The 22,777-nt window shown below is 66.3% G+C and carries 19 protein-coding genes and 5 tRNA genes; 15 read left to right on the forward strand and 9 right to left on the reverse strand.

Translation table 11 applies throughout. The features are described 5' to 3' along the window. Positions 1-7: 7 nt before the first annotated feature. The 7 genes from FYJ68_RS05655 to FYJ68_RS05685 all read left to right on the forward strand — a co-directional run bounded on the left by FYJ68_RS05655 (position 8) and on the right by FYJ68_RS05685 (position 8,236). Positions 8-967: an ABC transporter permease gene (locus tag FYJ68_RS05655; protein ID WP_154434840.1), complete on the forward strand. Its 960-nt coding sequence runs from the start codon at positions 8-10 to the stop codon at positions 965-967. Next, on the forward strand, positions 967-2,079 hold the full coding sequence (locus FYJ68_RS05660) for an ABC transporter ATP-binding protein (RefSeq protein WP_154434842.1): 1,113 nt from the start codon (positions 967-969) through the stop codon (positions 2,077-2,079). The genes FYJ68_RS05655 and FYJ68_RS05660 overlap by 1 nt, the downstream gene beginning before the upstream one ends. Continuing rightward, positions 2,079-3,113: an ABC transporter ATP-binding protein gene (locus tag FYJ68_RS05665; protein WP_154434844.1), complete on the forward strand. Its 1,035-nt coding sequence runs from the start codon at positions 2,079-2,081 to the stop codon at positions 3,111-3,113. Before FYJ68_RS05660 ends, FYJ68_RS05665 begins: the two co-directional genes overlap by 1 nt. A gap of 1,135 nt (positions 3,114-4,248) precedes the next feature. Continuing rightward, positions 4,249-4,339 (forward strand) — tRNA-Leu (locus tag FYJ68_RS05670). A gap of 334 nt (positions 4,340-4,673) precedes the next feature. Continuing rightward, a complete protein-coding gene (locus FYJ68_RS05675) occupies positions 4,674-5,090 on the forward strand; it encodes an ACT domain-containing protein (protein WP_154434846.1) in 417 nt (138 codons plus the stop codon). A 138-nt stretch (positions 5,091-5,228) separates the two neighbouring features. After that, positions 5,229-7,478, forward strand: a complete 2,250-nt coding sequence (locus tag FYJ68_RS05680; protein WP_154434848.1) for a GAF domain-containing SpoIIE family protein phosphatase — start codon at positions 5,229-5,231, stop codon at positions 7,476-7,478. Beyond that, complete coding sequence (locus FYJ68_RS05685) at positions 7,475-8,236, forward strand: anti-sigma factor antagonist (protein WP_154434870.1); 762 nt, start codon at positions 7,475-7,477, stop codon at positions 8,234-8,236. Before FYJ68_RS05680 ends, FYJ68_RS05685 begins: the two co-directional genes overlap by 4 nt. A gap of 1,198 nt (positions 8,237-9,434) precedes the next feature. On the opposite strand, the gene FYJ68_RS05690 is transcribed toward FYJ68_RS05685, so the two are convergent. From FYJ68_RS05690 to FYJ68_RS05705, 4 genes are all read right to left on the reverse strand, one after another. Continuing rightward, positions 9,435-9,508: transfer RNA gene (locus tag FYJ68_RS05690), tRNA-Cys, on the reverse strand. 49 nt (positions 9,509-9,557) lie between these two features. Further along, a tRNA-Gly gene (locus tag FYJ68_RS05695) sits at positions 9,558-9,633 on the reverse strand. Between the two features lie 330 nt (positions 9,634-9,963). Beyond that, positions 9,964-10,037, reverse strand: a tRNA-Cys gene (locus FYJ68_RS05700). Between the two features lie 49 nt (positions 10,038-10,086). Next, positions 10,087-10,162: transfer RNA gene (locus tag FYJ68_RS05705), tRNA-Gly, on the reverse strand. Between the two features lie 232 nt (positions 10,163-10,394). Here FYJ68_RS05705 and FYJ68_RS05710 point away from each other — a divergent pair. Genes FYJ68_RS05710 through mnmA form a run of 3 tightly spaced genes read left to right on the forward strand, consistent with a single transcriptional unit; the run spans position 10,395 to position 13,632 of the window. After that, entirely contained in the window at positions 10,395-11,279 is an 885-nt protein-coding gene (locus FYJ68_RS05710) for a putative ABC transporter permease (RefSeq protein WP_154434872.1), read from the forward strand. Then, positions 11,279-12,511 (forward strand): cysteine desulfurase family protein, encoded by a 1,233-nt coding sequence (locus FYJ68_RS05715; RefSeq protein WP_154434875.1) that lies wholly within the window; start codon positions 11,279-11,281, stop codon positions 12,509-12,511. The genes FYJ68_RS05710 and FYJ68_RS05715 overlap by 1 nt, the downstream gene beginning before the upstream one ends. Continuing rightward, positions 12,511-13,632: a tRNA 2-thiouridine(34) synthase MnmA gene (gene mnmA, locus FYJ68_RS05720; RefSeq protein ID WP_154434877.1), complete on the forward strand. Its 1,122-nt coding sequence runs from the start codon at positions 12,511-12,513 to the stop codon at positions 13,630-13,632. Before FYJ68_RS05715 ends, mnmA begins: the two co-directional genes overlap by 1 nt. Positions 13,633-13,711: 79 nt before the next feature. Here the strand turns inward: mnmA and FYJ68_RS05725 are convergent, their stop codons facing one another. The 5 genes from FYJ68_RS05725 to FYJ68_RS05745 form a co-directional block, all read right to left on the reverse strand. Next, positions 13,712-14,398, reverse strand: coding sequence for a cytidylate kinase-like family protein (locus FYJ68_RS05725; protein ID WP_154434879.1), 687 nt, complete (start codon positions 14,396-14,398; stop codon positions 13,712-13,714). A gap of 42 nt (positions 14,399-14,440) precedes the next feature. Beyond that, positions 14,441-15,088, reverse strand: coding sequence for an amino acid ABC transporter permease (locus tag FYJ68_RS05730; protein WP_154434881.1), 648 nt, complete (start codon positions 15,086-15,088; stop codon positions 14,441-14,443). After that, positions 15,088-15,837 carry an amino acid ABC transporter permease gene (locus FYJ68_RS05735; protein ID WP_154434883.1) on the reverse strand — a complete coding sequence of 250 codons (750 nt, stop codon included), beginning with the start codon at positions 15,835-15,837 and terminating at the stop codon, positions 15,088-15,090. Before FYJ68_RS05735 ends, FYJ68_RS05730 begins: the two co-directional genes overlap by 1 nt. A gap of 66 nt (positions 15,838-15,903) precedes the next feature. Beyond that, positions 15,904-16,758: a transporter substrate-binding domain-containing protein gene (locus FYJ68_RS05740; RefSeq protein ID WP_154434885.1), complete on the reverse strand. Its 855-nt coding sequence runs from the start codon at positions 16,756-16,758 to the stop codon at positions 15,904-15,906. Between the two features lie 38 nt (positions 16,759-16,796). Further along, positions 16,797-17,528, reverse strand: a complete 732-nt coding sequence (locus tag FYJ68_RS05745) for an amino acid ABC transporter ATP-binding protein (protein WP_154434887.1) — start codon at positions 17,526-17,528, stop codon at positions 16,797-16,799. Between the two features lie 293 nt (positions 17,529-17,821). Between FYJ68_RS05745 and FYJ68_RS05750 the strand changes: the two genes are divergently transcribed. The 5 genes from FYJ68_RS05750 to FYJ68_RS05770 all read left to right on the forward strand — a co-directional run bounded on the left by FYJ68_RS05750 (position 17,822) and on the right by FYJ68_RS05770 (position 22,656). Beyond that, positions 17,822-18,199: a hypothetical protein gene (locus FYJ68_RS05750; protein WP_154434889.1), complete on the forward strand. Its 378-nt coding sequence runs from the start codon at positions 17,822-17,824 to the stop codon at positions 18,197-18,199. After that, on the forward strand, positions 18,196-18,507 hold the full coding sequence (locus FYJ68_RS05755; RefSeq protein WP_229772051.1) for a hypothetical protein: 312 nt from the start codon (positions 18,196-18,198) through the stop codon (positions 18,505-18,507). The genes FYJ68_RS05750 and FYJ68_RS05755 overlap by 4 nt, the downstream gene beginning before the upstream one ends. Positions 18,508-18,617: 110 nt before the next feature. Then, positions 18,618-19,265, forward strand: a complete 648-nt coding sequence (locus tag FYJ68_RS05760) for a metallophosphoesterase (RefSeq protein WP_154434891.1) — start codon at positions 18,618-18,620, stop codon at positions 19,263-19,265. A gap of 225 nt (positions 19,266-19,490) precedes the next feature. After that, positions 19,491-20,453 (forward strand): AEC family transporter, encoded by a 963-nt coding sequence (locus FYJ68_RS05765; RefSeq protein ID WP_326832240.1) that lies wholly within the window; start codon positions 19,491-19,493, stop codon positions 20,451-20,453. Positions 20,454-22,380: 1,927 nt separating this feature from the next. Next, positions 22,381-22,656 carry an IS110 family transposase gene (locus FYJ68_RS05770; protein WP_154434895.1) on the forward strand — a complete coding sequence of 92 codons (276 nt, stop codon included), beginning with the start codon at positions 22,381-22,383 and terminating at the stop codon, positions 22,654-22,656. The last annotated feature ends 121 nt before the right edge of the window (positions 22,657-22,777 follow it).

Here is a 22,777-nt window from a genome sequence, read left to right on the forward strand (position 1 = left end):
TCGCACAATGGCTAAGAAGAAGATCTTCAACGAGAAGCCCGTGGGCGTGGAGACGCCCGAGCAGGCGCGTGCGAACGCCCCGAAGGAGGGGAGCGAGGTCGAGACGACCGCTCCCGTCAGGACGCTTTGGAGCGATGCCTGGAGGCGCCTTCGCCGCAACAAGCTCGCCATCATCTCGGTGATCTGGATCGCGATCGTCGTCCTGATCGCCCTCACGGCGGACCTGTGGGTCCCCGCAAAGCTCGGCGGTCCGACCCAGCAGCTCTATGACGCCCGCCTCCCGATGTCCTGGGAGCACCCCTTTGGCACCGACCAGGTCGGTCGTGACGTTCTCTCGCGCGTCATCTATGGTTCGCGCATCTCGCTGGCTGTCGGCGTCATGGCAACCGCCATCTCGACCGTGATCGGTCTCATCATGGGCGCCCTTGCCGCCTACTACGGCGGTCTCTGGGACACCATCATCATGCGTCTGGCAGACATCTTCCTGGCGTTCCCGTACATCCTGTTCGTCATCGTCATGCTGGCGGTCATGGGCAGCGGCATCCAGAACGTGTTCATCGCCATCGGCGTGCTGGGATGGCCGTCAATCGCCCGCGTGTTCCGCTCGGCGATCCTGTCGGTCAAGTCCAACGACTACATCGACGCCGCGCGCTCCATGGGTGCGTCCGACTTCCGCATCATCACGCGCCACATCTTCCCCAACTCCGTTGCCTCGATCGTCGTGTACGCGACCATGAACATCGGTGGCGCCATCCTCACCGAGGCCTCGCTCTCGTTCTTGGGCATGGGCGTCGTTCCGCCCGACCCCTCCTGGGGCATCCTGATCGAGGACGGCCAGAAGTACCTCGCCACCAACCCGTGGCTCATGATCATGCCCGGCCTCGCGATCATCTCCACCGTTCTTGCCTTCACCCTGCTTGGTGACGGCCTTCGCGATGCACTCGACGTCAAGATGAAGGACGCATAATGAGAAAGAAGAATCAGGAAGACACCTGGACGGAGCTCAAGGAGCAGCCCGTTCCCGAGGGTCACCACCTCCTCGAGGTCCAGGACCTCAAGATGTACTTCTACACGCAGGACGGCGTGGTCAAGGCCGTCAACGGCGTGTCGTACAACCTCGACAGGGGAGAGACCCTGGGCGTCGTGGGCGAGTCCGGCTCCGGCAAGTCCGTCACCTCCCTCACCATCATGGGCCTGGTGGACATGCCTCCCGGAAAGATCATGGGCGGAGACGTGCTGTACCGTGGCAAGTCGCTCCTCAAGATGAGCGAGCGTGACATGCAGCACGTGCGCGGCAACGACATCGCGATGATCTTCCAGGACCCCATGACGTCGCTGAACCCCGTGTACACCATCGGGCGCCAGCTGAGCGAGGGCATGAGGCTCCACCTGGGCTACACCAAGGAGCAGGCGTGGAAGCGCTCCATCGAGCTGCTCGACATGGTGGGCATCCCCAACCCCGAGCAGCGCGTGAAGGACTACCCCCACGAGTTCTCGGGCGGCATGCGCCAGCGCGTCATGATCGCCATGGCCCTTGCCTGCAACCCCGACATCCTGATCGCCGACGAGCCCACCACCGCACTGGACGTCACCATCCAGGCGCAGATCATCGAGCTCATGCAGGAGATGCAGCAGAAGAACGGCAACGCCATCATCATGATCACGCACGACCTGGGTGTCGTCGCGGACGTCGCCGACAAGATCATGGTCATGTACGCCGGCTCCCCCGTGGAGTTTGGCACGGCGGACGAGATCTTCTACGGCTCGCTCCACCCGTATACCTGGGGTCTCACGCGCTCCATCCCCGACCCGGTCTTCACCGAGAAGCACCCGCTCACGCCCATCGAGGGCAACCCACCCTCGCTGGTCAACGTGCCCAAGGGCTGCCCCTTCTCGCCCCGCTGCCCCTATGCCACCGCGCTATGCCACGAGAAGTACCCCGACCTCTACGTCACCGAGACGGGTCACTACTCTCGCTGCCACTACGCGGGCGACCCGGAGTTCGTCAAGAAGAACGCACCCGCCAACTCCCGCACCAAGGCTGCGGCCAAGGCGGCCAAGGAAGGAGGTGAGGCGTAATGGAGCAGGACAGGACTGGTCAGAAGCCCCTGCTGCATGTGGAGCACCTCACCAAGGAGTTCCCCGTGGAGGGCGGCGTCTTCAACCGCTCGCGCAAGAAGTCGGTCCACGCGGTCAACGACGTCTCGTTTGACATCTATCCCGGCGAGACCTTTGGCCTGGTCGGCGAGTCCGGCTGCGGCAAGTCGACCACCGGCCGCTGCATCATGCGCCTCACCACGCCCACCTCGGGCAAGGTCGTGTTCGACGGCAAGGACGTCTCCAAGATGAACAAGGCGGAGCTCAAGGAGATGCGCCGCAACATGCAGTTCATCTTCCAGGATCCCTACGCCTCGCTCAACCCCCGCATGACCATCGGTGAGATCGTCTCTGAGCCGCTGGTGATCCACAAGGTGATGCCTGACAAGGACGAGCGCATGGACTACGTCCGCTCGCTCCTCGACGTCGTGGGCCTCAACCCCGAGCACATCAACCGCTACCCGCACGAGTTCTCGGGCGGCCAGCGCCAGCGCATCGGCATCGCGCGCGCATTCGCGCTGCGCCCCAAGCTCATCATTTGCGACGAGCCCGTCTCGGCACTCGACGTGTCCATCCAGGCGCAGGTGCTCAACCTGCTGAGCGACCTGCAGCAGGAGTACGGCACCGCGTACCTCTTCATCGCGCACGACCTCAGCGTGGTTCAGCACATCTCCGACCGCGTTGCGGTCATGTACCTGGGCAACATGATGGAGTACTCGGACTGGAAGACCCTCTACGCCGAGCCCTATCACCCGTACACGCAGTCGCTGCTCTCCGCGGTCCCCGTTCCCGACCCGGACCTCCAGCGCAACCGCAAGCGCATCATCCTCAAGGGCGATCCCCCCTCGCCCATCAACCCGCCCTCGGGTTGCCGCTTCCACACCCGCTGCCCGATCGCGCAGGAGATCTGCAGCAAGGAGCCCATGCCCGAGCTGCGCGAGGTCGCTCCCGGCCACTTCTGCCGCTGCCACTTCGCCGCCCCCAAGCCCATCAAGGAGTCCTCGGTGGAGCTGTAGGCGTTCCTCCTCAATCAAAGTGACTGCCCTGGCGAGAGGGGCCTGGCCAACGCGGCCGGGTCCCTCTCCCTTTGGGTCGATGAGGGTCTCGCCTGAGCTAGTTCGAGGGAGGGCAAAGAAGGGGAGAGGAGCGTGTTCCCCTGTTGGGGGCGGAGCCATCGGGGAAGGTGCCTGTTCACTTTTTGAGCCATTGCGGACGTCACCGGGCCTGCCGTGGCGACGCGAACCCTGTCTCGGCACCGACACCAGTTTTGTGCGTCTCCCTCGTCCTGCGATGAGTCAAAGCCCACTAGGTCCTTAATGGCGGCGGGAGCCGGATGTGAGTGCACACATCCGGAGTTTGCTGCCAAGAGACCATCTGTCAACCTCTGATTGGTAGCCGCTTCCCCAAATGAGCACACACGTCGGGAGCTTTCTGCCACGGTTCCCTTTCTGACGGGAACACAATTGGGGAAATGCCCCGCCAATCCGCTGCCGAGGCCACGCGGAGGTGCTCACCTCGGGAGTTCGCTGCCATTGGGCCCTCCGCGGGAGGCTCCCGTCTCGTCGCGGTTGCCATCCACTTGGAGCTCTGGGAACTGGGTCGTGGGGATCCGCCACATGTGGGAGGCCGGCGCGTCCGGGGGCCAGGAGACCCGCCCCATTCCTTGCGCATCGATCCCCTGCCGTGGTCGTCGTGGCGTAGAGCCCGTGTGGCCGGATGATGGGGGAGCCGCCCTGTACCTACAGCCTCGACCCATGCGTACACACGCTCGGATCATTCACGCGAGGGGCTATTTGCCAAGGTCCGATGTCTGATGCTGGCTCTTGCGCCGTACGCCCGTGTGGGGATGATTCGGGAGCTCCGTTTTACAGGGCGATTGATGGCGAGCCAGAGGGGCGCGACGGCCTCGTCTCCCCGGATGCCGGGGGGAGGTGTCCGGAGTCGGATCGAGGATCTTCTCGCCCCGATAGTGGACAAAGTCGTCGACGGGCAATGCTGGCGCATGGGGGAGACGCCCCAACTAAGCTCGTGACCTTGGGTGTCTCTGACGGGTGAGAGGTACGTCCCAACTTTTTCCAAAAGTTTGGAATTGACGCTTGCCAGAGTCGGACGTTCTGTTAATATTCTTTCTGCTGCAACGCAGCAAGCCATGTCGGAGTGGCGGAATTGGCAGACGCGCTAGCTTGAGGTGCTAGTGACTGACTAAAAGGTCGTGCGGGTTCAAGTCCCGCCTCCGACACCACGAAGGTGCAGAGAGGCTCCCACGGGAGCCTCTCTTCTTATATATTGAGCGCTCGCCATGTCATGTGGGCGGGTCAAACGCCGACGATGCCGCGGGAGACGAGCCGTCACGCCCAGAGCGCGCCATCCGGATGGGTTGCGATTGGCGTCGTGAGAGCGACGTTGGTCGGTGACTCGCGAAGTCCGTCCCGGCGAAGGCACAGCCTCGCGACGTAGACTCTGCCCGCCCGTCGACGTGCCTAACCTTCCACAAAACGAAACCCGCGCGCAACCAATCGGGCGTCCCGCCGGCCTACCATGCGATAAAAGTCCCCGCACGAGAGGTGGGATGCACAATGATTGACCAGGTCACCGTGTTTCTCCCCAACGAACCCGGAACGCTCGCGCACATGAGCGACGTCTTGGGCAAGGCAGGCGTCCAGATTCTCGCCATCATGGTCGCGGACTCCACGGACTTCTGCAGCGTCCGGCTGATTGTGGACGACACCCCGCGCGCCCTCGACGCGCTGCACCAGGCGGGTCTCAGCGCCGCCACCACCAAGGTCATCGCCGTGGACGTGCCCGACGTCCCAGGCGGCCTTGCATCCGTGGTTACGCGCATCGCGAGCGGCGACCTCAACATCCAGTACGCCTACAGCTGCTCCATCCGCGACCGCGCCGTGGACGTGATTCGAGTCACGGGCGACCCCGTTGCCGTCAAGCTGCGCGAGATCGACTTCCACGACCTGGCACTCTCGGACCTCCTGGGCTAGCGACCGTCTCGCTCAGCGCAAGCTCGCGCCAACCGACGTCCACACGCCCGCCCCTCGCAGCTCGGCGCAAGCCCTGGCGTTTACCTGCGCCCATCTGGGTAGAATCTGCCGTGACGCAGTCGGGCGGCAGGGGGATGCATGGCACAGGGCGGTATCGTCCGCAGGTTGGATGGCATAGGGGAGAAGAGCGTGGGCGGCACGCTGGCAACGCTCCTCTCGCTCACGAGCGACGCGGTGATCGCGTTCGACGGCCTGGGAAGGGTGCTCCTCTCCAACGACACCGCTGCGCTGGTGTTTCCCCACCCCTCAGGGGGACTCGTGGGCTGTGACGTGCGCTCGTGCTTCCCGCTGTCGGAGGACGCCGATCCCGACGCCCCCTTCTGCCCGGACGACCTCCCGTTTCCCATGGACGGCAGCTCAAAGCAGCTGGTGTGCCAAGCGGGTGACGGCAGCACGCTCGACCTGACGGTTCGCTGCGACCGCGTTCCCTCGGCGGGCGAGACGTACCTCCTCGTTGCCGTGGCAAGCGATGCGGCGGCGCAGGCGGAGCGTGAGAATGACCGGTTGGTCCAGGAGCTCTCCAGGGCAAACAAGCGCCTCTCGGGCACGCTGGGCATCGTGCTGGGCACGCTCGACTCCGGCGACGTGATGACGCTCTTCAGCCGCGCGCTGGAGGAGATAACCAACACCATGGAGGCCTCCGGCACCGTGTTCTACGTGGCCGAGCAGGATGGCTATCACCTTCGCGGCGTCAGCAAGTCGCTTGCGGGCGCCCGGGTGCCGCGCTACCTCTCGTTTGGCCAGACCATCGACGCCCTGGCAAAGCGGGCGGGTCGCGCGCTCAGGTTACGGGTGCTCCCGCCCAAGGGCGACGAACTCCGCCGCGGCAGGCTCACCAACCGCGAGGTCGTGAACGAGGAGACCCAGGAGGTCTATCGGCTGCGCGCCGGGAAGGTGCCCCCGTTCACGAGTTTCATCGCGGTCCCGGTGTGGTTTGGCGGCCAAGTGATAGCGCTCATCGAGGTCGGCTGGGAGCAGGCGCGTCCCCTCCAGCGCGAGGACAGCGAGCTGCTGGACGCCGTCGCCCAGTACCTCTCCGTGCAGCTTGTCGGAGCCTTCAGCGCGCTCAGGGCCCGCCGCGACGGCGAGCTGCGCGACAGCGCCTCCCAGGTGAGGGAGACCTTGATGGAGGCCGGTGACCTCACCCCAGAGTCGCGCCGTGAGGTGACGGACGAGGTCGAGCGTGCACTGGATGCGACCTGCGTTGAGGTGCGCCTGAACCAACGGCAGGGCAACACCGCGCTGGTCACTACCCCCGCGGGCGAGGACCTGAGCGTCCCGCTGGACTTCGAGCAGGTCCAACGCCTGACGCAGGAGGACGGCACCGCGGTCATGCCCCTGGAGCCCGACGACGCTGCATCCCGGGCACTTGCGGAGGCGGGCATGCCGGCTACGGGCGCCTACGTGGGCTTGGGCAGGATCGGGGACGACGCCCTGGGGGTCCTGGTGCTTCGCCCGTCCGACGGCGAGCCGCTCGATGAGAGCGAGCTGCGCTACCTCGGACGCGTCGCGAGCGACCTGCAGGGCCTTGCCAGGGGAGAGGAGCGCCGCAAGCAGGACAAGCGCATCTCCCAGGCGCTCCAGACGGGCATGCGCAACGAGCTCCAGCAGGTCGACGGCATCACCGCGCGGGGCATCTACTCCTCCGCCACGGCGACCGCGGTCATCGGCGGAGACTTCTACGACCTGATCCGGCTCCCAGACCGCCGCGCGTGCGTGATCATGGGCGATGTGTCGGGCAAGGGCGTGGAGGCCGCGTCCGTCTCCGCCGCCGTCAAGACCGCCCTGGGGGCCTACTCATGGCAGGGCCTCTCTCCCGCCCGCATGGTGCGGCTGCTCAACGAGTTCCTGCTGGGATTCTCTCGCCTGGAGACGTTCGCAACGTTGTTCGTGGGCATCGTGGACCTTGGGTCGGGTATGCTCTCGTACTGCTCGGCGGGCCATCCGCCCGCGATACTCGTGAGAGCCGCCACGGGCGAGATAGAGACCCTCGACGTGCAGTCGGGCGTGGTGGGCGCCTTCCACGAGATGACGTACCGCAACGGCCGCGTGAGGCTGCGCAGGGGAGACGTGTTGCTGCTCTACACCGACGGCACCACCGAGGCGCGTGCGGCGGACGGGTCGTTCTTTGGCGAGGACGGGCTGCGCGACGCCGTGATGCGCGAGGTGCCGCGCGGCTACGACGGCCTGCTCGACCGCCTGTTGGCGACGCTCGACTCCTTCACCGAGCGGCACCTGGACGACGACGTGGCGATGGTCTCGCTCCGCTTTGACATGGTGGGCCCGTCTGACGCGCCTCGCGAGAAGGGGGAGGTGAGCGGCGCATGAGGGATGGTGCCGGAGAGGCCCGGGGGTCCGTGGCGGGTCCCAGCATCGCGCTGGTGCCGGCCTTTGGCGACGTGGACGTGACTACCACGCCTCGCCTGAGGAGGGCCATCGACGCCCTGATCGATGGCGGGTGCAAGCGGATCGTGCTCAACATGGCCGAGGCAACCTACGTGGACTCCGCCGGCATGGGGATGATCTTCCACGAGATCCGCCACATGCGCGAGCACGGAGGGCTGCTCTCGCTCACCAACGTGTCGCCCAGCGTGATGCGCGCGCTCAGGATCGCTCGCGTCGTGGACCTGGTTCCGGTCTCGGCCCAGGGCTCGCGGCCACAGGTTCCGGCGCTGGACCCCTCTGCCATGCCGCTTTGGAGGACCACGGTGTGGATCGACCCGGACGACCTGGGGGCGAGCCGCGAGCGCGTGGCGTCGCTCCTCTCCCGCATGGACCTGTCGCCGGACGACCTGTTTGACCTCAACCTTGCCACGGGCGAGGCGATGGGCAACGCCATCGACCACACGGACGACCGGTGCGCCCTGGTGACCGTGGCGTGCTACCCCGATCGAGCCGTGGTGGACGTGACGGACTGCGGCTGTGGCTTTGAGCTCTCGCCCGACGACGACACGCCCGAGGTGGGGGAGGGAGACGAGCGCGGCCGCGGCATCAAGCTCATGCGGCTGCTTGCCGACTCGGTTTCGATCGTGCGCCGGCAGCAGGGCGGGACCTGCGTGCGCATCGTGAAGCTTTTTCGCCCGTAGCGGGACGGTGGGGTGCTGAGGAAAACGGAGCTGTGGCAGTCAACGGCGGGCTTGGACGCTTCCACAGTGGGTAGCTGCTGAGGAAATGCGACTTGTGGCAATCGGGGCAGCCCGAATGCACGCTAAGTTTCGGGAAAAGTGGGGTTTCTGTGCTGGGGCAGGGTCGGGAACATGGCCTTGGAAGACCAGCACTCCGCTTTCCCCGCCGTAAGCGGCCTTCAGATTGCCACAACTCGATATTCCTCAGCAGGCATGGCCCATCCCCGCATTCTGGATCCGTCTTCCTTAGTTCGTATCTAATCAAACTAGCAATCATATCAGCGAAACGTCGTCGTATGCCTGTCTGCCGGCGAGAACGCGATGGTGCCGAACCTTCGTGCATGATTTAGCGAAGAGCGAGTTCGAGGAAGGCGAGGGATATCAACCTTGGGGACAGATCTGCTTGCCCCCTCAAAGAGGGGGCGTGGTGCAAGTGGGTTTAACTTGGATGGTGTCCCTGGCCTCAGCTGGGAGATGAGCGTTACCTCCCACCCCAAATGCGGATGCGGAGGTCGCGTTCAAGCGCCCTACAACGGCGACAAGGCTCGGTGTGAGAACTCGCTTCGTGAGTCTTCGAGCAGTGGGCCTCTCCCCACAGAGGTGGGTCTGGTCTGCTGTCTGCATCAACCCATCTGGAAAGAGCTTCAGGAGGGGGTGGAGCTTGGTGCGCATAGGGATTGCAATCCGAACGGTGAACGCTCGCTCCATTCTTTCCATTGCTCCCCGCTGTGAGCGTCATAACCTGGGGTAACGAGGAACCGGACGGCATAGGGCGGGACAATCCGCGCTCGGCGGGTGACGCGCTTAGCGTCGCTAGTGCTCGTGGGGGTTTGGCTCGGGCTGCTTAGCGATGCTAGCCCTCTTGCGGATTTCGGCGCCCGATGCTTAATCCCCCTGGCCCTCGTGCGGGTCGGGCGTCGGAAATTGGCACGGAGGCCTAGCGTCGCTAAGCGCGCGGCAACCAAAGCTACAAGAGGCCTAGCGTCGCTAAGCGCGCGGCCGCAGGATCGGCACGGGGCCTGGCTTTACTAAGCGCACGGGGCGCCAGGCGGCTAGGCGCGGAATCCGTGCGGGCGTCGCGCCCTTCGAGGGCGTTCCCTCCGCCGCCAGGGGAGAGCCACGAAAAAGGGCGCCCCCGAGGGGACGCCCGTCGATCGCTTGGAGGCGAGACCCGGATTCGAACCGGGGATAAGGGCTTTGCAGGCCCGCGCCTTACCACTTGGCCATCTCGCCAGATATGCGGCTATGAAAAGGGCCGGCTGAGACCGGCCCGCTAAGCTCATGGAGCGGGCTACGGGATTCGAACCCGCGACCTCCACCTTGGCAAGGTGGCGCGCTACCAACTGCGCCAAGCCCGCGACGCGAGGAGTAAGTATACGAGGAACCTCTCCCATTCGCAAGGGGAGAGGTGCGAGGGCATCGCCCTCAACCTAACGCACACAAATCCGAGCTTGATGAATGACGCGCTTAGCGTCGCTAAGCGCGCGGCAACCAAAGCTACAAGAGGTCTGGAGTCGCTAAGCGCGCGGCCGCAGGATCGGCACGGGGCCTGGCTTTACTAAGCGCACGGGGCGCCAGGCGGCTAGGCGCGGAATCCGTGCGGGCGTCGCGCCCTTCGAGGGCGTTCCCTCCGCCGCCAGGGGAGAGCCACGAAAAAGGGCGCCCCGAGGGGACGCCCGTCGATCGCTTGGAGGCGAGACCCGGATTCGAACCGGGGATAAGGGCTTTGCAGGCCCGCGCCTTACCACTTGGCCATCTCGCCAGATATGCGGCTATGAAAAGGGCCGGCTGAGACCGGCCCGCTAAGCTCATGGAGCGGGCTACGGGATTCGAACCCGCGACCTCCACCTTGGCAAGGTGGCGCGCTACCAACTGCGCCAAGCCCGCGACGCGAAGAAGAATATACGTGGCGAAGCCCGATTATGCAAGCACGAATTTCAAAAATCTTGTCAGCTTGTTCCTCGCGTGGAAGAAAATGCAGGTGAGAGGCACCGCCCTCTTGGCCGCCAGTCATCCCGGCGGCATGGCGCGCGTCCCGACTGCGCTATGCTAGGCAGGGCGCCCGCATCCTGGCGCCCGGGACCGCTAGGCCGTACGCGGCACGTACGTCAGGAGAACCATGTTCCTCAATATCCTCACCCTGCTTTTCCTCGCCTTGGTCGTGAGGGGCTTCGCGCGTGTGATCAGGTACTTCATCACCTGGCTGGGCAGGGGCAAGGACCTCAGGACCGCGGTGGACCACCAGCGCGTGAGCGAGGAGACCGCCCTTGCCTACCTCGAGGAGGGCCGCCACCTCACGCGCGACCAGCGAGCCGAGGTCATGCGAGCCCAGCTCCAGGATCGCGAGGAGTTCCTCGACAACCTCCACATCACCTGGTACCAGGTGGTCATCCTGTTCGTGTTTGGCTCCATGGCGGGGCTGCTGCTAGAGGAGCTGTGGATGTTCGCCTCCGCCGGGCTCACGCAGAGCCGCGTGGGCCTGGTGTGGGGGCCCTTCTCGCCCCTGTATGGGTTTGGCACGGTGTTCCTAACGCTCATCGCGTTTCAGATGAGGAAGCGCGGCGCAAAGGGCTGGCAGGTGTTTTTGGTCTCGGCGCTGGTGGGAGGCTGCCTGGAGCAGTTCACCGGCTGGGCCATGGAGACCCTGTTCCAGGCCCAGTCGTGGACCTACCTGTACCTGCCCGACCACATCACGCAGTGGATCGCATGGCGCTTCCTGGTGATGTGGGGCGTGCTGGGGCTGGTGTGGACCAAGATGATCATGCCCGAGCTGCTGTACCGCATCGGCGAGCCCACCACCAAGCGCCAGGTCACCTTCGTGGTCATCCTGGCAGCCTACCTCGCGCTCGACATCTTCATGACCCTGGCGTGCTTCCAGCGTCGCACCGAGCGAGACGCGGGCATCCCCGCGTCCAACGACTTCGAGCGCTGGATAGACGACCACTACACCGACGAGTTCATGAGCCAGCGGTTCCAGAACCTCGTGATTGGGCAGGACCTGTGATGCCAGGTGCCCCTACCCCTTGGGACGGCAAGGAGGTGTCGCGCGAGGTCTACCTGGACTATGCGGCGGCGACATCCATGGATCCCGGTGCGGTGCGCGCCATGGAGCCGTTCCTCTCGAATGAGTTCTACAACCCCTCCGCCCCCTACGCCCCCGCGCGTCGCGCCCATGCGGCACTGGAGGACGCCCGTGCCTCCCTCGCCCGCGTGATGGGTGCGCGTCCGGCGTCGATCACGCTCACCGCGGGGGCCACCGAGGCCAACAACCTCGCCTTCGCATGCGTGGACGGCGAGGTCGTGACCGACGCGGCAGAGCACGAGAGCGTTCTCGCCGTGGCGCAGGCGCGTGGCGGCGTCATCGTGGGCGTGGGACCCGATGGGCGCGTTGACCCCGACGAGGTCGCCCAGGCCATCACGCCCCGGACGGAGCTGGTTTCGGTTGAGGCGGCAAACGGCGAGGTGGGTGCAATCCAGCCCGTCAGGCGCGTCGCGGCGGTCGTGGCGGCGGAGCGCGATCGCCGGCTGAGGGCAGGGGAGAGCTGCCCCATCCTGCTCCACGTGGACGCCTCGCAGGCTGCCGGGTACGTCTCGGTCGCGGTGTCGTCCCTGGGTGCCGACCTGGTCACGCTCAGCGCCGCCAAGGTGTACGGCCCCAAGCAGGTGGGACTGCTGTGGTCGTCCGACCGCGTGCGGCTCCGTCCCCTCGTGCTGGGCGGCGGCCAGGAGGGCGGCGTGCGCTCAGGCACCGAGAACGTGGCCGGCGCCGTGGCCTTTGCCCACTCGCTGGAGCTGGCGGAGCGGATGCGCCCGCAGGAGGTGCGGCGACTGGCTGCCCTGCGTGACGATCTCGAGGGCAGGCTCAGGCGAGAGTTCCCGTGGTGCGTGGTGAGCGGTCCCCGCCAGGGCAGGCTGCGCCTTCCCGGGCTGCTGCACGTCTCGTTCCCGCGGCTTGACGCGCGCAGGCTCGTGATCCTGCTGGAGCGTCGCGGCGTGTACGTGGGCACGGGCTCGGCGTGCGCGGCGAGCAGGATGCGGAGCTCGCACGTGCTCGCCGCGATGGGCGTACCGGACGTGGTGGCGCAGGGGAGCCTTCGCATCACGCTGGGGAGGCAGACGGGCGCGGAGGACGTAGCCTACGCCTCCCGGCAGATCGCGGCCTGCGTGCGCGACGAGATGGCGCGCCTCTCGCTTACGGACGACGACATGCGGCAGGCCGCGGGAGGCGGTGCGTGATGGGCGAGAGGGTCTTCGTGGGCCTGAGCGGAGGGGTCGACTCGGCGCTTGCGGCCGCGCTGCTGGTCGAGTGCGGCTACGACGTCACGGCGGTGTACATGCGCAACTGGTCGCGCGACCTCCCGGGATTCAAGTGCGCCTGGGCCGACGACCTGGCGGACGCGGAGCGCGTGGCCGTGACGCTGGGCATCGACCTTGAGGTGTGGGACTGCGAGCGCGAGTACAAGGAGACGGTCGTAGACTACCTGGTTGACGCCTACGCCCATGGCCTCACGCCCAACCCCGACGTGATGTGCAACCAGACGGTGAAGTTTGGCACGTTCGCCGAGCGGGCCTTCGCCCGTGGGGCCGACTACGTGGCAACGGGGCACTACGCCCGCGTGCGGCACGGCGAGGGTGGCCGCCCCGCGCAGCTGCTGCGCTCGCGCGACGAGCACAAGGACCAGACGTACTTCCTCTGGCGCGTTCCTGCCGACGTGCTGGACCGGACGCTCTTCCCCATTGGCGACTACCCTAGCAAGGCCGAGGTGCGCGCTGCGTGCGCCGAGCGCGGCCTGGGGGTGGAACGCAAGCCCGACTCGGACGGCATCTGCTTTGTGGGCGAGGTGGGCATTCGCACCTTCCTGCTCGACACGCTGGAGAGGCGCCCGGGCGACGTGGTGGAGTGGGAGACGGGCCGGGTGCTGGGGCACCACGACGGCGCCTTCCTCTTCACCGTGGGGCAACGCCGCGGGCTCGACCTGGGCGGCGGCCCCGCCCGCTACGTGGTGCGCACGGACGTGGGGGAGAACGTGGTCTACGTCACGGCGGACCGCTCGTGCCCCGCGCTGTGGACCGGCTCCCTCGTGCTCGACGGCTGCCGCTGGGTGGCGGGGGAGGAGGGCGGCGCCTGCGAGCCCGTGGTGCGCATGCGGCACACGGGGGCGCTGGTGTCCGCTCGGCTCGAGCCCACGGGCGACGGGTCATCGGCCACGGTGCGCTTTTTCCAGCCGGTGCGCACGGTCGCGCCCGGCCAGAGCGTGGTCGCCTACGACGGCGAGGTGTGCCTGGGCGGCGGAATCGTCTCGCCCCGCTCGTACGAGTCGGTGCGCCCCCCGTTCGAGGCTGCAGCGCAGGGGTAGGGGGCGGGCGAGACGGGCGCGGGGCACGGGTCCGTTGCCCGGGATGCCGGCGGGACGGGCCTGGGCCCCGCGGCCGGCGCTACTCTCCCTCGCCCTCCTGCACCTCCGCGACCTTGGCGCGATACGCGGCGGCGATGACGGCGACGCAGCCCTCGCGGCCAAAGCGCGAGCGGTTGAGCACCAGGTCCTTGCCGTCGTGCATCTCGCACTTGCCGGCGGAGTAGCGGTGGCAGTACAGCTCGCGCCCCTTCTGCATGCGGCGCACGAGCTTCTTGGCCTCCTTGCGGGTCATGCCGCGCTTGGTGCGCACGGTCTCGATGCGATCCTCCTCGGGGGCGGTCACCAGCACCGCGATGCGGTTGGGGTTGTCGCGCAGGATGTAGTCGGAGAGCCGCCCCACGATGATGCAGGGGCCCACCGAGGCGAGGTCGCGCACCACGCTCGACACGCGCTGGAACAGCTTGTCGGCGGTTGAGCGGGCGTCGATGCGGTCGGGGAGAAACGCGCTCATCTCGGCTGTGAGGCGAGCGTCGTAGGCGGCCACCTCGTCCACGGGGGCGCCGGCGCGCGCGGATGCCCGCACCAGGACCTCGTTGTCGTAGAACGGCAGGTCAAGCTCCTGCGAGAGCATCTTGCCGATTTCGTGGCCCTCGGCGCCGAAGTCGCGCTCGATGGTGATGACCACGGGGTTGAGCGCGGGCGTGGTGGGCTCGCCGCCGTGGGGTGCGGCCTCCTGCCGCCGGGCGTCGCTGTCCTTCTCGCTCATGGGTGCCTGCCTTTCTGGCTTGGGGGTTGGGTGATCGTGGCGCTACGCGGCGACGAGGCTGCGCTGGTAGCGGCGCACCGCGAGCGAGATGCCAAAGTTGAGGGCAAAGTACAGCAGGAAGATGAAGCCGTACACCAGGAGGATCTGGTCAAGGCTCGTGGTGGTGGCCATGATGACCTTGGAGGTGTACATGAACTCCGCCACGTTGATGCCCGCCAGGTAGGACGAATCCTTGACCACGGTGGTGCACTGGCCAAACAGCGCGGGGATGATCAGCTTGAAGGTCTGTGGCAGGATGATGAGCCGCATGGACTGGAAGAAGCCAAAGCCCTGCGACTGGGCCGCCTCAAACTGGCTCTTGGGGATGGAGTTGAGGCCTCCGCGCACGATCTCGGCCATGACCGCCGAGGTGAAGAGCGTGAACGCAAGGACCGAGATCAGCACGTCGTTGCCCTTGACCGTGAAGTACACGAAGAGGATCCACAGTAGGTTGGGCGTGCAACGGAAGAGCTCGATGTAGGCGCTGGCTACCACCGAGAGCACGCGCAGCCTGCCCGTGCAGTACTGCTTCACCATGGCCAGCACGGTGCCCATCGCCACGGAGAGGATGATGGAGAGGGCCGATATCTCGATGGTCTTGACGAAGCCGCCCAGCATGAAGGCGACGTTGGTGGCGGTGAAGACGCCCATTACGCCTCACCTCCCGCTGTCTGGCCGGCCTGCGCGGCGACGGCGCGACGGCGACGGCGCGGTGTGCGGGACGAGCTGCGCTCGAGGTGCTGAACCAGCAGCGCAAGCGGGAAGCAGATGAGGAAGTACAGCAGGCAGCACATGACGTATCCCTGCAGGTAGCCGTAGGTAGAGACAAAGTTGTCGGCGTTATACATGAGGTCGCCGCCGGCGATGAGCGCCAGCACCGAGGTGTTCTTGACCAGGTTGAGCGCCTGGTTGCAGAGCGGCGGCAGGATGATGCGGAACGTCTGGGGCAGGATCACGTAACGGTAGGCCTGGGCGCGCGAGAAGCCCTGCGACAGTGCGGCCTCCATCTGCCCGCGGGGCACCGCCTCTATCCCCTGGCGAATTACCTCCGAGATGTAGGCGGCGTGGTACAGCCCCACGCCCAACGCGCCCAGCGTGAACGACGCGATGCGCACGGGGTCGGAGGCGCCAGTGATGCGCTGTAGGATCAGCGGGCCGGCTGCGTACATGAAGAAGACCTGCACGGGCAGCGGCGTGTTCTGGTAGAACTCCACGTAGACGCGGTTGATCGCGTGGAGCACCTTGGAGCGCGTGGTCGAGAAGATCCCGAGCACGGTGCCCAGCACCAGCGCCAGGGCAAGGCCGGCGAGCACGACCCTGAGCGTGAAGCCAAACCCCTCCCAGAACATGTCCATGTTGGCAAGCGTCTGCTGCCAGCGCATGGGGTCGAATAGGTCCATCCGTTCCTCCTCACGCATGCCGGCGCGCGTGGGCGCGGTCGCGGCATGCCATCGCATGGTGCGGTGCTACAGCAGCTTCCAGTCCTTGACCTCCTGGTCGAGCCAGCCGTTGGACAGGCACTCGGCCACGACCTGGTCGCAGGTGGACGAGAAGTCGCAGCCCTTCTTGGTCGCGATCCCGTACTCCTGCTTGCCAAACTTGACGTCGGGCTCCAGAAGCTCGGTCGTGTCGTCCTTGTAGCCGCCCAGGATGGAGCGGTCCACCGAGAACACGTCGATGTTGCCCGAGTCCAGAGCGATCTTGAGCGTGGAGTAGTCCGGGAACTGCAGAAAGGTGGGGGAGACGTCCAGCCCCTTGTCCTTCAGCATGTCCTGGATGGCCTGCTTGGTGCTGGAGCCCTGGGACACCCCGATGTACTTGCCGTCCAGGTCCCGGAGGCCCTTGAACTTGCCCTTCTTCACCAAAAGGCCGATGTAGTCGGAGCGGTACGCGCGGGTGAAGTCCCAGCTCTGCTTGCGCTCGTCCGTGATGGTGTAGGTGGCGCAGATCATGTCGAGCTGGTCGTTGTCGATGAGCGGCCCGCGGGTCTTGGGCGTGACGTCCGTGAAGGCCACCAGGTCGTCCGACTTGGCCTGCTCGTAGCTGCAGCCAAAGACCTTGGCGGCCACCTGGTAGCACAGGTCTATCTCCATGCCTCGGTACTTGCCGGTCGCCGGGTCAAGGTAGCCGTAGCCCGGGATGTCCTTCTTCACGCCGCAGTTGAGCGTGCCGCGGCCCTTGATGGTTGCGAGCTTGGACGACTCCGGGCCGGAGGTCGAGCCCGAGCCCGCCGACCCGCACCCCGTCAGGGCTCCCGAGCCCGCCAGCCCAAGCACGACGGCCCCTGCCGCCCTGACGAACTGCCTGCGAGAAAGGTTCATGCGATTCTCTCCCCAAAGATGGCGCCCCATGCGGGCGCCTAGTGGATGATCTTGTCGAGGAACGCCTGGACGCGGGGGTTGTCCGGATGCGTGAAGAAGTGCTCCGGAGTGCCCGTCTCGATGATCCTGCCGTCGTCCATGAAGACGATGCGGTCCGCGACCTCGCGCGCGAAGCCCATCTCGTGCGTCACGCAGAGCATGGTGATGTTCTCGTGCGCGAGCTCGACCATCACGTCGAGGACCTCCTGGACCATTTCGGGGTCCAGGGCGCTCGTGGGCTCGTCAAACAGGATGATGGGCTGCTTGGTGCACATGGCGCGGGCGATTGCGACGCGCTGCTGCTGGCCGCCCGAGAGGTTCTGCGGGTACTCGTCCGCCTTCTGGGCGAGGCCAACGCGCCTGAGGGCGGCCATGGCGTTGGCGTTGGCCTCCTCCTTGCTCTTGTGCTGCAGCTTGATGGGGGCGATCGTGAGGTTGCCCAGCACGGTCATGTTGGGATACAGGTTGAACTGCTGAAACACCATGGACGAGTACTTGCGCGCCATCTCCAGGTGGTTCTTGCGGGTGAGCGTGGTCCCGTCGATCACGACCTCGCCCGAGCTGGGCTCCTCAAGGAAGTCGACGCAGCGGATGAGCGTGGACTTGCCGGAGCCGGAGGGACCCAGGATGACGACCTTCTCGCCCTCCTGGACCTCCAGGTTGACGTCCTTGAGCACGTGGAGGTCCCCAAAGTACTTGTTGAGGTTGCGAATCTGTATGAAGGCGGGCATCGCATGCCTTTCTCGCCGTGGGTGTGCTGGCCGAGCCCTCGCTGCGCCGACGCACCGAGTGCCCCATGGAGCTAGACATTCTCAAGGTAGGGTGTGTATGTCGTGTGTACATCCTTAAAGTTTTTACCTGTGCGTCATACGGGGTGTTGTTGGGAGCGAGTGGGCGGGTCGTCCCGGGCGCCCTGGCGGGTGACTTTTTGGGGGCCCAGGCAGGTGACGGAGGGGGAGATTTCGCATAGAATGCGCGCATGGACCAGGGTGCCCGGCAACGGGCAGGACCAAGGGAGAATCACATGGCTTGCTTCATCGTGCCCGCTGCGGAGGGCGCCGTCGTGAAGGTCATCGAGCGCAGGGTCGAGAGGGGCGGTGCCGGTGACCCCAAGGCCGTCGCGCGACGGGCGCAGCGGCTGCGCTGGCTGTCGGGCATGCTCTGGGGCGGTAGCGGATTGCTGGCGTTCGAGCACGTTTGGCATGGAGAGGTGGTCCCGTTCGCGCCCTTCCTCACGGCGATGGCGACGCCGTCTGACGCCGTTGCGATGGTCCGCGAGATGGCGACCGTCGGGGTCGGGATGGCGCTTGCGGTCACGGTCGTGTGGGGCGTGATGTGCGCCGTAGCCAGCGCGATCGAGCGCCGTGCAAACGAGGGCGCCGCGGTCGAGGTTCAGGCGTGACGCTGGCGATGACCGTCCTCGCGGCGGTCGCGTTCACCGTTGCGTGGTACTCGGGCAGGGGAGAGGGGATGCTCCTCTCCCTCCCGTGCCTCATGTACTGGGGTGCGTCCCTGATGTGGCTTGTCGACGCCGTCGCGGAGTACCTGGGCGAGGGCGTCGCGATCTTCAACCCCTCGGGTGAGCGGCTTGCGAACGATGCCTTCCTCGGCCTGTGCGTGGTGACGCTCGGCCTGGTGGTCTGGGTCGTCGCGCTGCTGGCGAGGGACCCGCGCGGTCGCGTTCGCGAGGCGGTCCTCCGCCGCCGCTAGGGACTCGCGCTGGGGCAGCGGGGAGGCGGGCGAGACGCGCACGGCTTCCGGGATGAGGCGGCAGACGCCGGCGGCAGGCAGCCAGACGCCACGGACGGAGGCGAGGGCAGATGATATATCTCACCGCGGACCTGCACCTGGGGCACCGTTCCATCGTCACCATTGGGGAGGGGCGGCCCTTCCGTTCCATCGGCGAGCACGACCGTGCCATCATCGCCAACATCAACGACACCGTGAGCCTGGAGGACGAGCTCTGGATCCTGGGAGACGTGACCCGCGAGCGCGGTGCCAGGACCATCGCCTGCGCCATGCGGCGTATCAACTGCAGGCACGTCCGCCTGGTGCTGGGCAATCACGATCGCGAGCAGGCATGCCTGGAGAGCGGGGCCTTTGAGTCGATGGCGCGCTACGAGGACACCGGCGTGCGTCTTGCGGATGGCTCCTGGCAGAGGCTCGTGCTGTTCCACTACCCGGTGTTGGACTGGGACGGCCTGCATCGAGGCTCCGTGATGCTGCACGGGCACATCCACTCGCGAGGGCTGGCGGAGGGGGAGGAGCCCCAGGGCCCCGTTGCCACCGAGCACGCGCACGCGCTCCACGGCTACAACGAGTGGTGCCGCCGTCAGGGCCTGTGCCGCTACGACGTGGGCGTGGACGCCAACGGATACCGTCCGGTGAGCCTGGCGCAGGTCCTCTCGTCCATGGGAATCGAGGGATGCTCCGCGGGACTCTCCTGGGACCCCACTCACTGGAGGTAGCGGCTGGGAGAGAGGGACGCGGGCAGCCGGCTGGACGGCCCCGGCGCATGGGCGTGCGGGCCTCTCGCCTGGCTTGTGCGAGACGGACGGGCCACTCGCCGTGGTAACCGTCGCGTTGCGGACTGCATGCCGTGGGGCGGGCGGGGCTTACAATGCCACGAGGCCCCGGTTGCCACTGCCATGCGACCTCGGGCGCGGAATCGCTACGTGGAACGGAATTGCCTGGTGGACAGCCTTATCTTCAGCGTCAACGCTACCTTCCCCATCTTCCTGACCATGCTCGTGGGCATGCTGCTGCGCCGGCTGGGGATGATGGACCAGGCGTTCACGGGCTATCTCAATGGGTTCGTGTTCAAGGTCGCGCTGCCGGTCCTTCTGTTCCAGGACCTCGCCACGCAGGACTTCGCCGCCGCCTGGGACGGGCGCTTCGTGCTGTTCTGCTTCCTGGCGACCGCAGCCAGCATGGCGGGGATCGTGCTTCTCGCCCGCGTGCTGGTGCGCGACGTGGGGCAGCGCGGCGAGTTCATCCAGGCGAGCTATCGCAGCTCGGCGGCCATCCTGGGCATCGCCTTCATCCAGAGCATCTATGGGAGCGCCCCCTCCAGCATGGCAGCGCTGATGATCCTGGGCAGCGTGCCCCTGTACAACGTGTTCGCCGTGGTGGTGCTCACGCTCACGGCCGATGGCGGCGGGGAGCGGGCTTCTGCGGGCGAGCTGGCGCGCAGGGCCGTCCGCGGCGTGGTCACCAACCCGATCATCCTCGGGATCGCGGTGGGCTTCGCCTGGTCGCTGCTGGGGCTCCCCATGCCGGTGGTGCTGGGGTCGACCGTCAAGAACGTCGCCGTGCTCGCGACGCCGCTCGGGCTCATCGCGATGGGGGCGTCGTTCGACTTCCGCGAGGCACGCGGCAGCGTCGGAATCGCGACGGTCGCGACGCTGATAAAGCTCGTCGTGCTGGTCGCGATCTTCATGCCCATGGCCATCCACCCGGGCTTTCGCGACCAGCAGCTGGTCGCCCTGCTGGTGATGCTGGGCTCCGCCTCCACCGTCAGCTGCTACATCATGGCACGGAACATGGGGCACGACGGCGTGCTCACCGCCACCATCGTGATGATGACCACGCTGGGGTGCGCCCTCACGCTCACGGGGTGGCTGTGGATGCTGCGCGCCGGTGGCTTCGTGGGGTAGGGGAGAGGGACACGCGCTCAGCGTGGTCGCGCAATCCCATGGCAGCGGCGGCGTGGTCCGATTGCGTCGTTGCCGCCTGAGGCTCCCTGGGGCTTGAAGGTCCACTCCAACCGTTTCAGTCTCGAAGAGGGGCCAAAGAAGGGGCCACCGTTTGAGGCATCTGGGGTAGCTAGGCTGTCCGTTCTATTTCCGCTCAGAGGGGAGGGCAAAGAAGGAGGCGTCTTGTGAGGTCTCCTCTCCAGGCTCCCGTTTGCATGCGAGAGGAGTTCTCGCATGTCCCGGCTGATCTGCTCTCCCCGTTGTCAGAAAGTTCATCTTGCGTGTACACACGGGACATACTTTCCGACAGGGCCGTCGCAAGTAGAGGCATAACCGCTGTTGGAGCAACCTCGTTGCACCTGAAAAGGTCAGAAATCGCCTTGCGCGTGTACACACGGTATGGGTTTTCAGACAGCCGCACGGCAGCGAGGGTCCTCTCTGTCAAAAACCTCGTCCCAGGTGTGCACGCGCGATGGGTTTTCTGGCATATGACCCGCCTCCCGACGGTCGGAAAGCTCTCCTCTGTCGGGAAACACGTATCGCGTGTACACACGGGACGTCGTTTCTTGCACAGGACGGCTCTCCTCGGCATCCGACCGTTCGTGCTCCGAGACACGACGACCACGACGGGGAGTCGGTGGGCTAAGAATGGGACGGGCGACCCACCTTCTGGGCAAGCAGGTCCCTGGATTCCCTTCTCAGGGTTCTTCCCTGCGGAGAGACCACTCCGCGGATTCGGCACCTCCGCGATTGTCCCATTGGCAGCAAACTCTCGATGTGTGCACTTCCGTCTGGCTTCTGCTGCTGCGGCGACGCGTCGGCATCGCGTTACCCCAGCTGGTCCTCCATCATCTTTGCAGCCATGGCAGAGCACTCCCGAAGTGAGCGCTCATATCGGGAAGCGGCAGCCATCCGAGCCTGGAGGGGGATTCGATTGGCAGAAACTTCCCGCACGAGTGCTCACGCGGGCGATTTGCTGCCATGGTTTGAGAAATTATGTTTAACCAACTGGACGGAGCGTTCCCGATGGTGTCCGAGTTCCATCCTAACGCGTTCACGGCGGAGACGCGCGCGGGAATGAGCCCCCTATGGCAGTTTCTCTGCACCGCCCCATTCCTTGACCTGGTCCCCCTCCCGAGTGACGGGGCCAGGACCTTTCATCGTCCATTCTCATGGACGAATGCACGGCTTGAAGCTCGCTGAGTAGCGACCGTTTCGCCCAGCGTCTTGGAACGAGCGGCCAACCCACCCCACCCTTTGACTTGACTCCCGCGCATGAGCGGTATGGTCGAGACGCCGTGCTCCCGTCGGCGGAGCCGTCCCTCCCCGCTACCCCGGTGGGCGCGTACCGCCAGCATGGTGGGGATGCCCAGCTCGTGCAGGCGTCCCTCTCCGTTGGTGTCGTCGAAGGCGTCGTCCAGCACGAGTCCCGCGCGAGCTATGCCTCCCAGGAGCTCCCCGGCGGTATGGGAGAACTGCATTCCCGTGTAGCCCGCGCGCACCCGTCTGCAAACGTGCGCTTTTCGACCGGGTCAAAGGGCAGTCTGCGCACAGGAGTAGTCAAGCACCGTGCAACGTGCCCCCGCCGCCGTGAGGATGGGCATCTGCTGCCCATTACAGTTCGAATTGGCCTCTTAAGGACTGGCCCGACTGCCCCGGCGACGGCCGGGCTATCTTCTTTGTCAGTCCCGCAAGGGGCCGCCGACCGGCCGCCGCCGGATGGCCCTCTGCCCCTGCCTCTCGCGAAGGCCCGGGGGGTGTTGCCACCGGCGGCGGAAAGGGGCGCGACGAAGGACTGATGGGAACCTGCCGCATCCGCGGATGACGGCTCGGTAATGTGGGTGTCCTGGCGTCCACCGGCCGGCCGACTCGGTTGGAGGATAGCAGAATGCATGGGTTCGAGAGACCGCACGACGTGACCGTCGGCTTCGACGTCGGGAAGCTCGCCCACCGGGCCTGCGCCGTCACGGCGGGGGGCCAGGTGCTGTTCAACGTTGGCCTCGGCAACGACGAGGCGTCCGTGGACCGCGTCCTCGCCGATGCCCTCGGACGCGGGCGGAGCGTGCTCGTGGTGGTGGACCAGCGCCGCAACATCGGCACCCTCGTCCTGAGGAGGGCCAGGGCCGCCGGCCACGACGTGGCGTACATGCCCGGCATCTGTTGAAGTCAAGATAGATTTCACCAGACTAGACAGCGAACCGCCCCCATCCGCACCAACGTACATTCGCCAGTCCCGTCACCGCGGGGCGCCGGAATCGGCGACCACTGCCGGCGAGGCCCTGTCC

Origin of the sequence: Olsenella porci (assembly GCF_009695875.1) — a bacterium.
GTDB classification, from domain to species: domain Bacteria; phylum Actinomycetota; class Coriobacteriia; order Coriobacteriales; family Atopobiaceae; genus Olsenella_H; species Olsenella_H porci.

Coding starts and splice junctions, on each gene's coding strand:
- FYJ68_RS05655 (WP_154434840.1), top strand. CDS start 8: ATGGCTAAGAAGAAGATCTTCAACGAGAAGCCCGTGGGCGTGGAGACG.
- FYJ68_RS05660 (WP_154434842.1), top strand. CDS start 967: ATGAGAAAGAAGAATCAGGAAGACACCTGGACGGAGCTCAAGGAGCAG.
- FYJ68_RS05665 (WP_154434844.1), top strand. CDS start 2,079: ATGGAGCAGGACAGGACTGGTCAGAAGCCCCTGCTGCATGTGGAGCAC.
- FYJ68_RS05675 (WP_154434846.1), top strand. CDS start 4,674: ATGATTGACCAGGTCACCGTGTTTCTCCCCAACGAACCCGGAACGCTC.
- FYJ68_RS05680 (WP_154434848.1), top strand. CDS start 5,229: ATGGCACAGGGCGGTATCGTCCGCAGGTTGGATGGCATAGGGGAGAAG.
- FYJ68_RS05685 (WP_154434870.1), top strand. CDS start 7,475: ATGAGGGATGGTGCCGGAGAGGCCCGGGGGTCCGTGGCGGGTCCCAGC.
- FYJ68_RS05710 (WP_154434872.1), top strand. CDS start 10,395: ATGTTCCTCAATATCCTCACCCTGCTTTTCCTCGCCTTGGTCGTGAGG.
- FYJ68_RS05715 (WP_154434875.1), top strand. CDS start 11,279: ATGCCAGGTGCCCCTACCCCTTGGGACGGCAAGGAGGTGTCGCGCGAG.
- mnmA (WP_154434877.1), top strand. CDS start 12,511: ATGGGCGAGAGGGTCTTCGTGGGCCTGAGCGGAGGGGTCGACTCGGCG.
- FYJ68_RS05725 (WP_154434879.1), bottom strand. CDS start 14,398: ATGAGCGAGAAGGACAGCGACGCCCGGCGGCAGGAGGCCGCACCCCAC.
- FYJ68_RS05730 (WP_154434881.1), bottom strand. CDS start 15,088: ATGGGCGTCTTCACCGCCACCAACGTCGCCTTCATGCTGGGCGGCTTC.
- FYJ68_RS05735 (WP_154434883.1), bottom strand. CDS start 15,837: ATGGACCTATTCGACCCCATGCGCTGGCAGCAGACGCTTGCCAACATG.
- FYJ68_RS05740 (WP_154434885.1), bottom strand. CDS start 16,758: ATGAACCTTTCTCGCAGGCAGTTCGTCAGGGCGGCAGGGGCCGTCGTG.
- FYJ68_RS05745 (WP_154434887.1), bottom strand. CDS start 17,528: ATGCCCGCCTTCATACAGATTCGCAACCTCAACAAGTACTTTGGGGAC.
- FYJ68_RS05750 (WP_154434889.1), top strand. CDS start 17,822: ATGGCTTGCTTCATCGTGCCCGCTGCGGAGGGCGCCGTCGTGAAGGTC.
- FYJ68_RS05760 (WP_154434891.1), top strand. CDS start 18,618: ATGATATATCTCACCGCGGACCTGCACCTGGGGCACCGTTCCATCGTC.
- FYJ68_RS05770 (WP_154434895.1), top strand. CDS start 22,381: ATGCATGGGTTCGAGAGACCGCACGACGTGACCGTCGGCTTCGACGTC.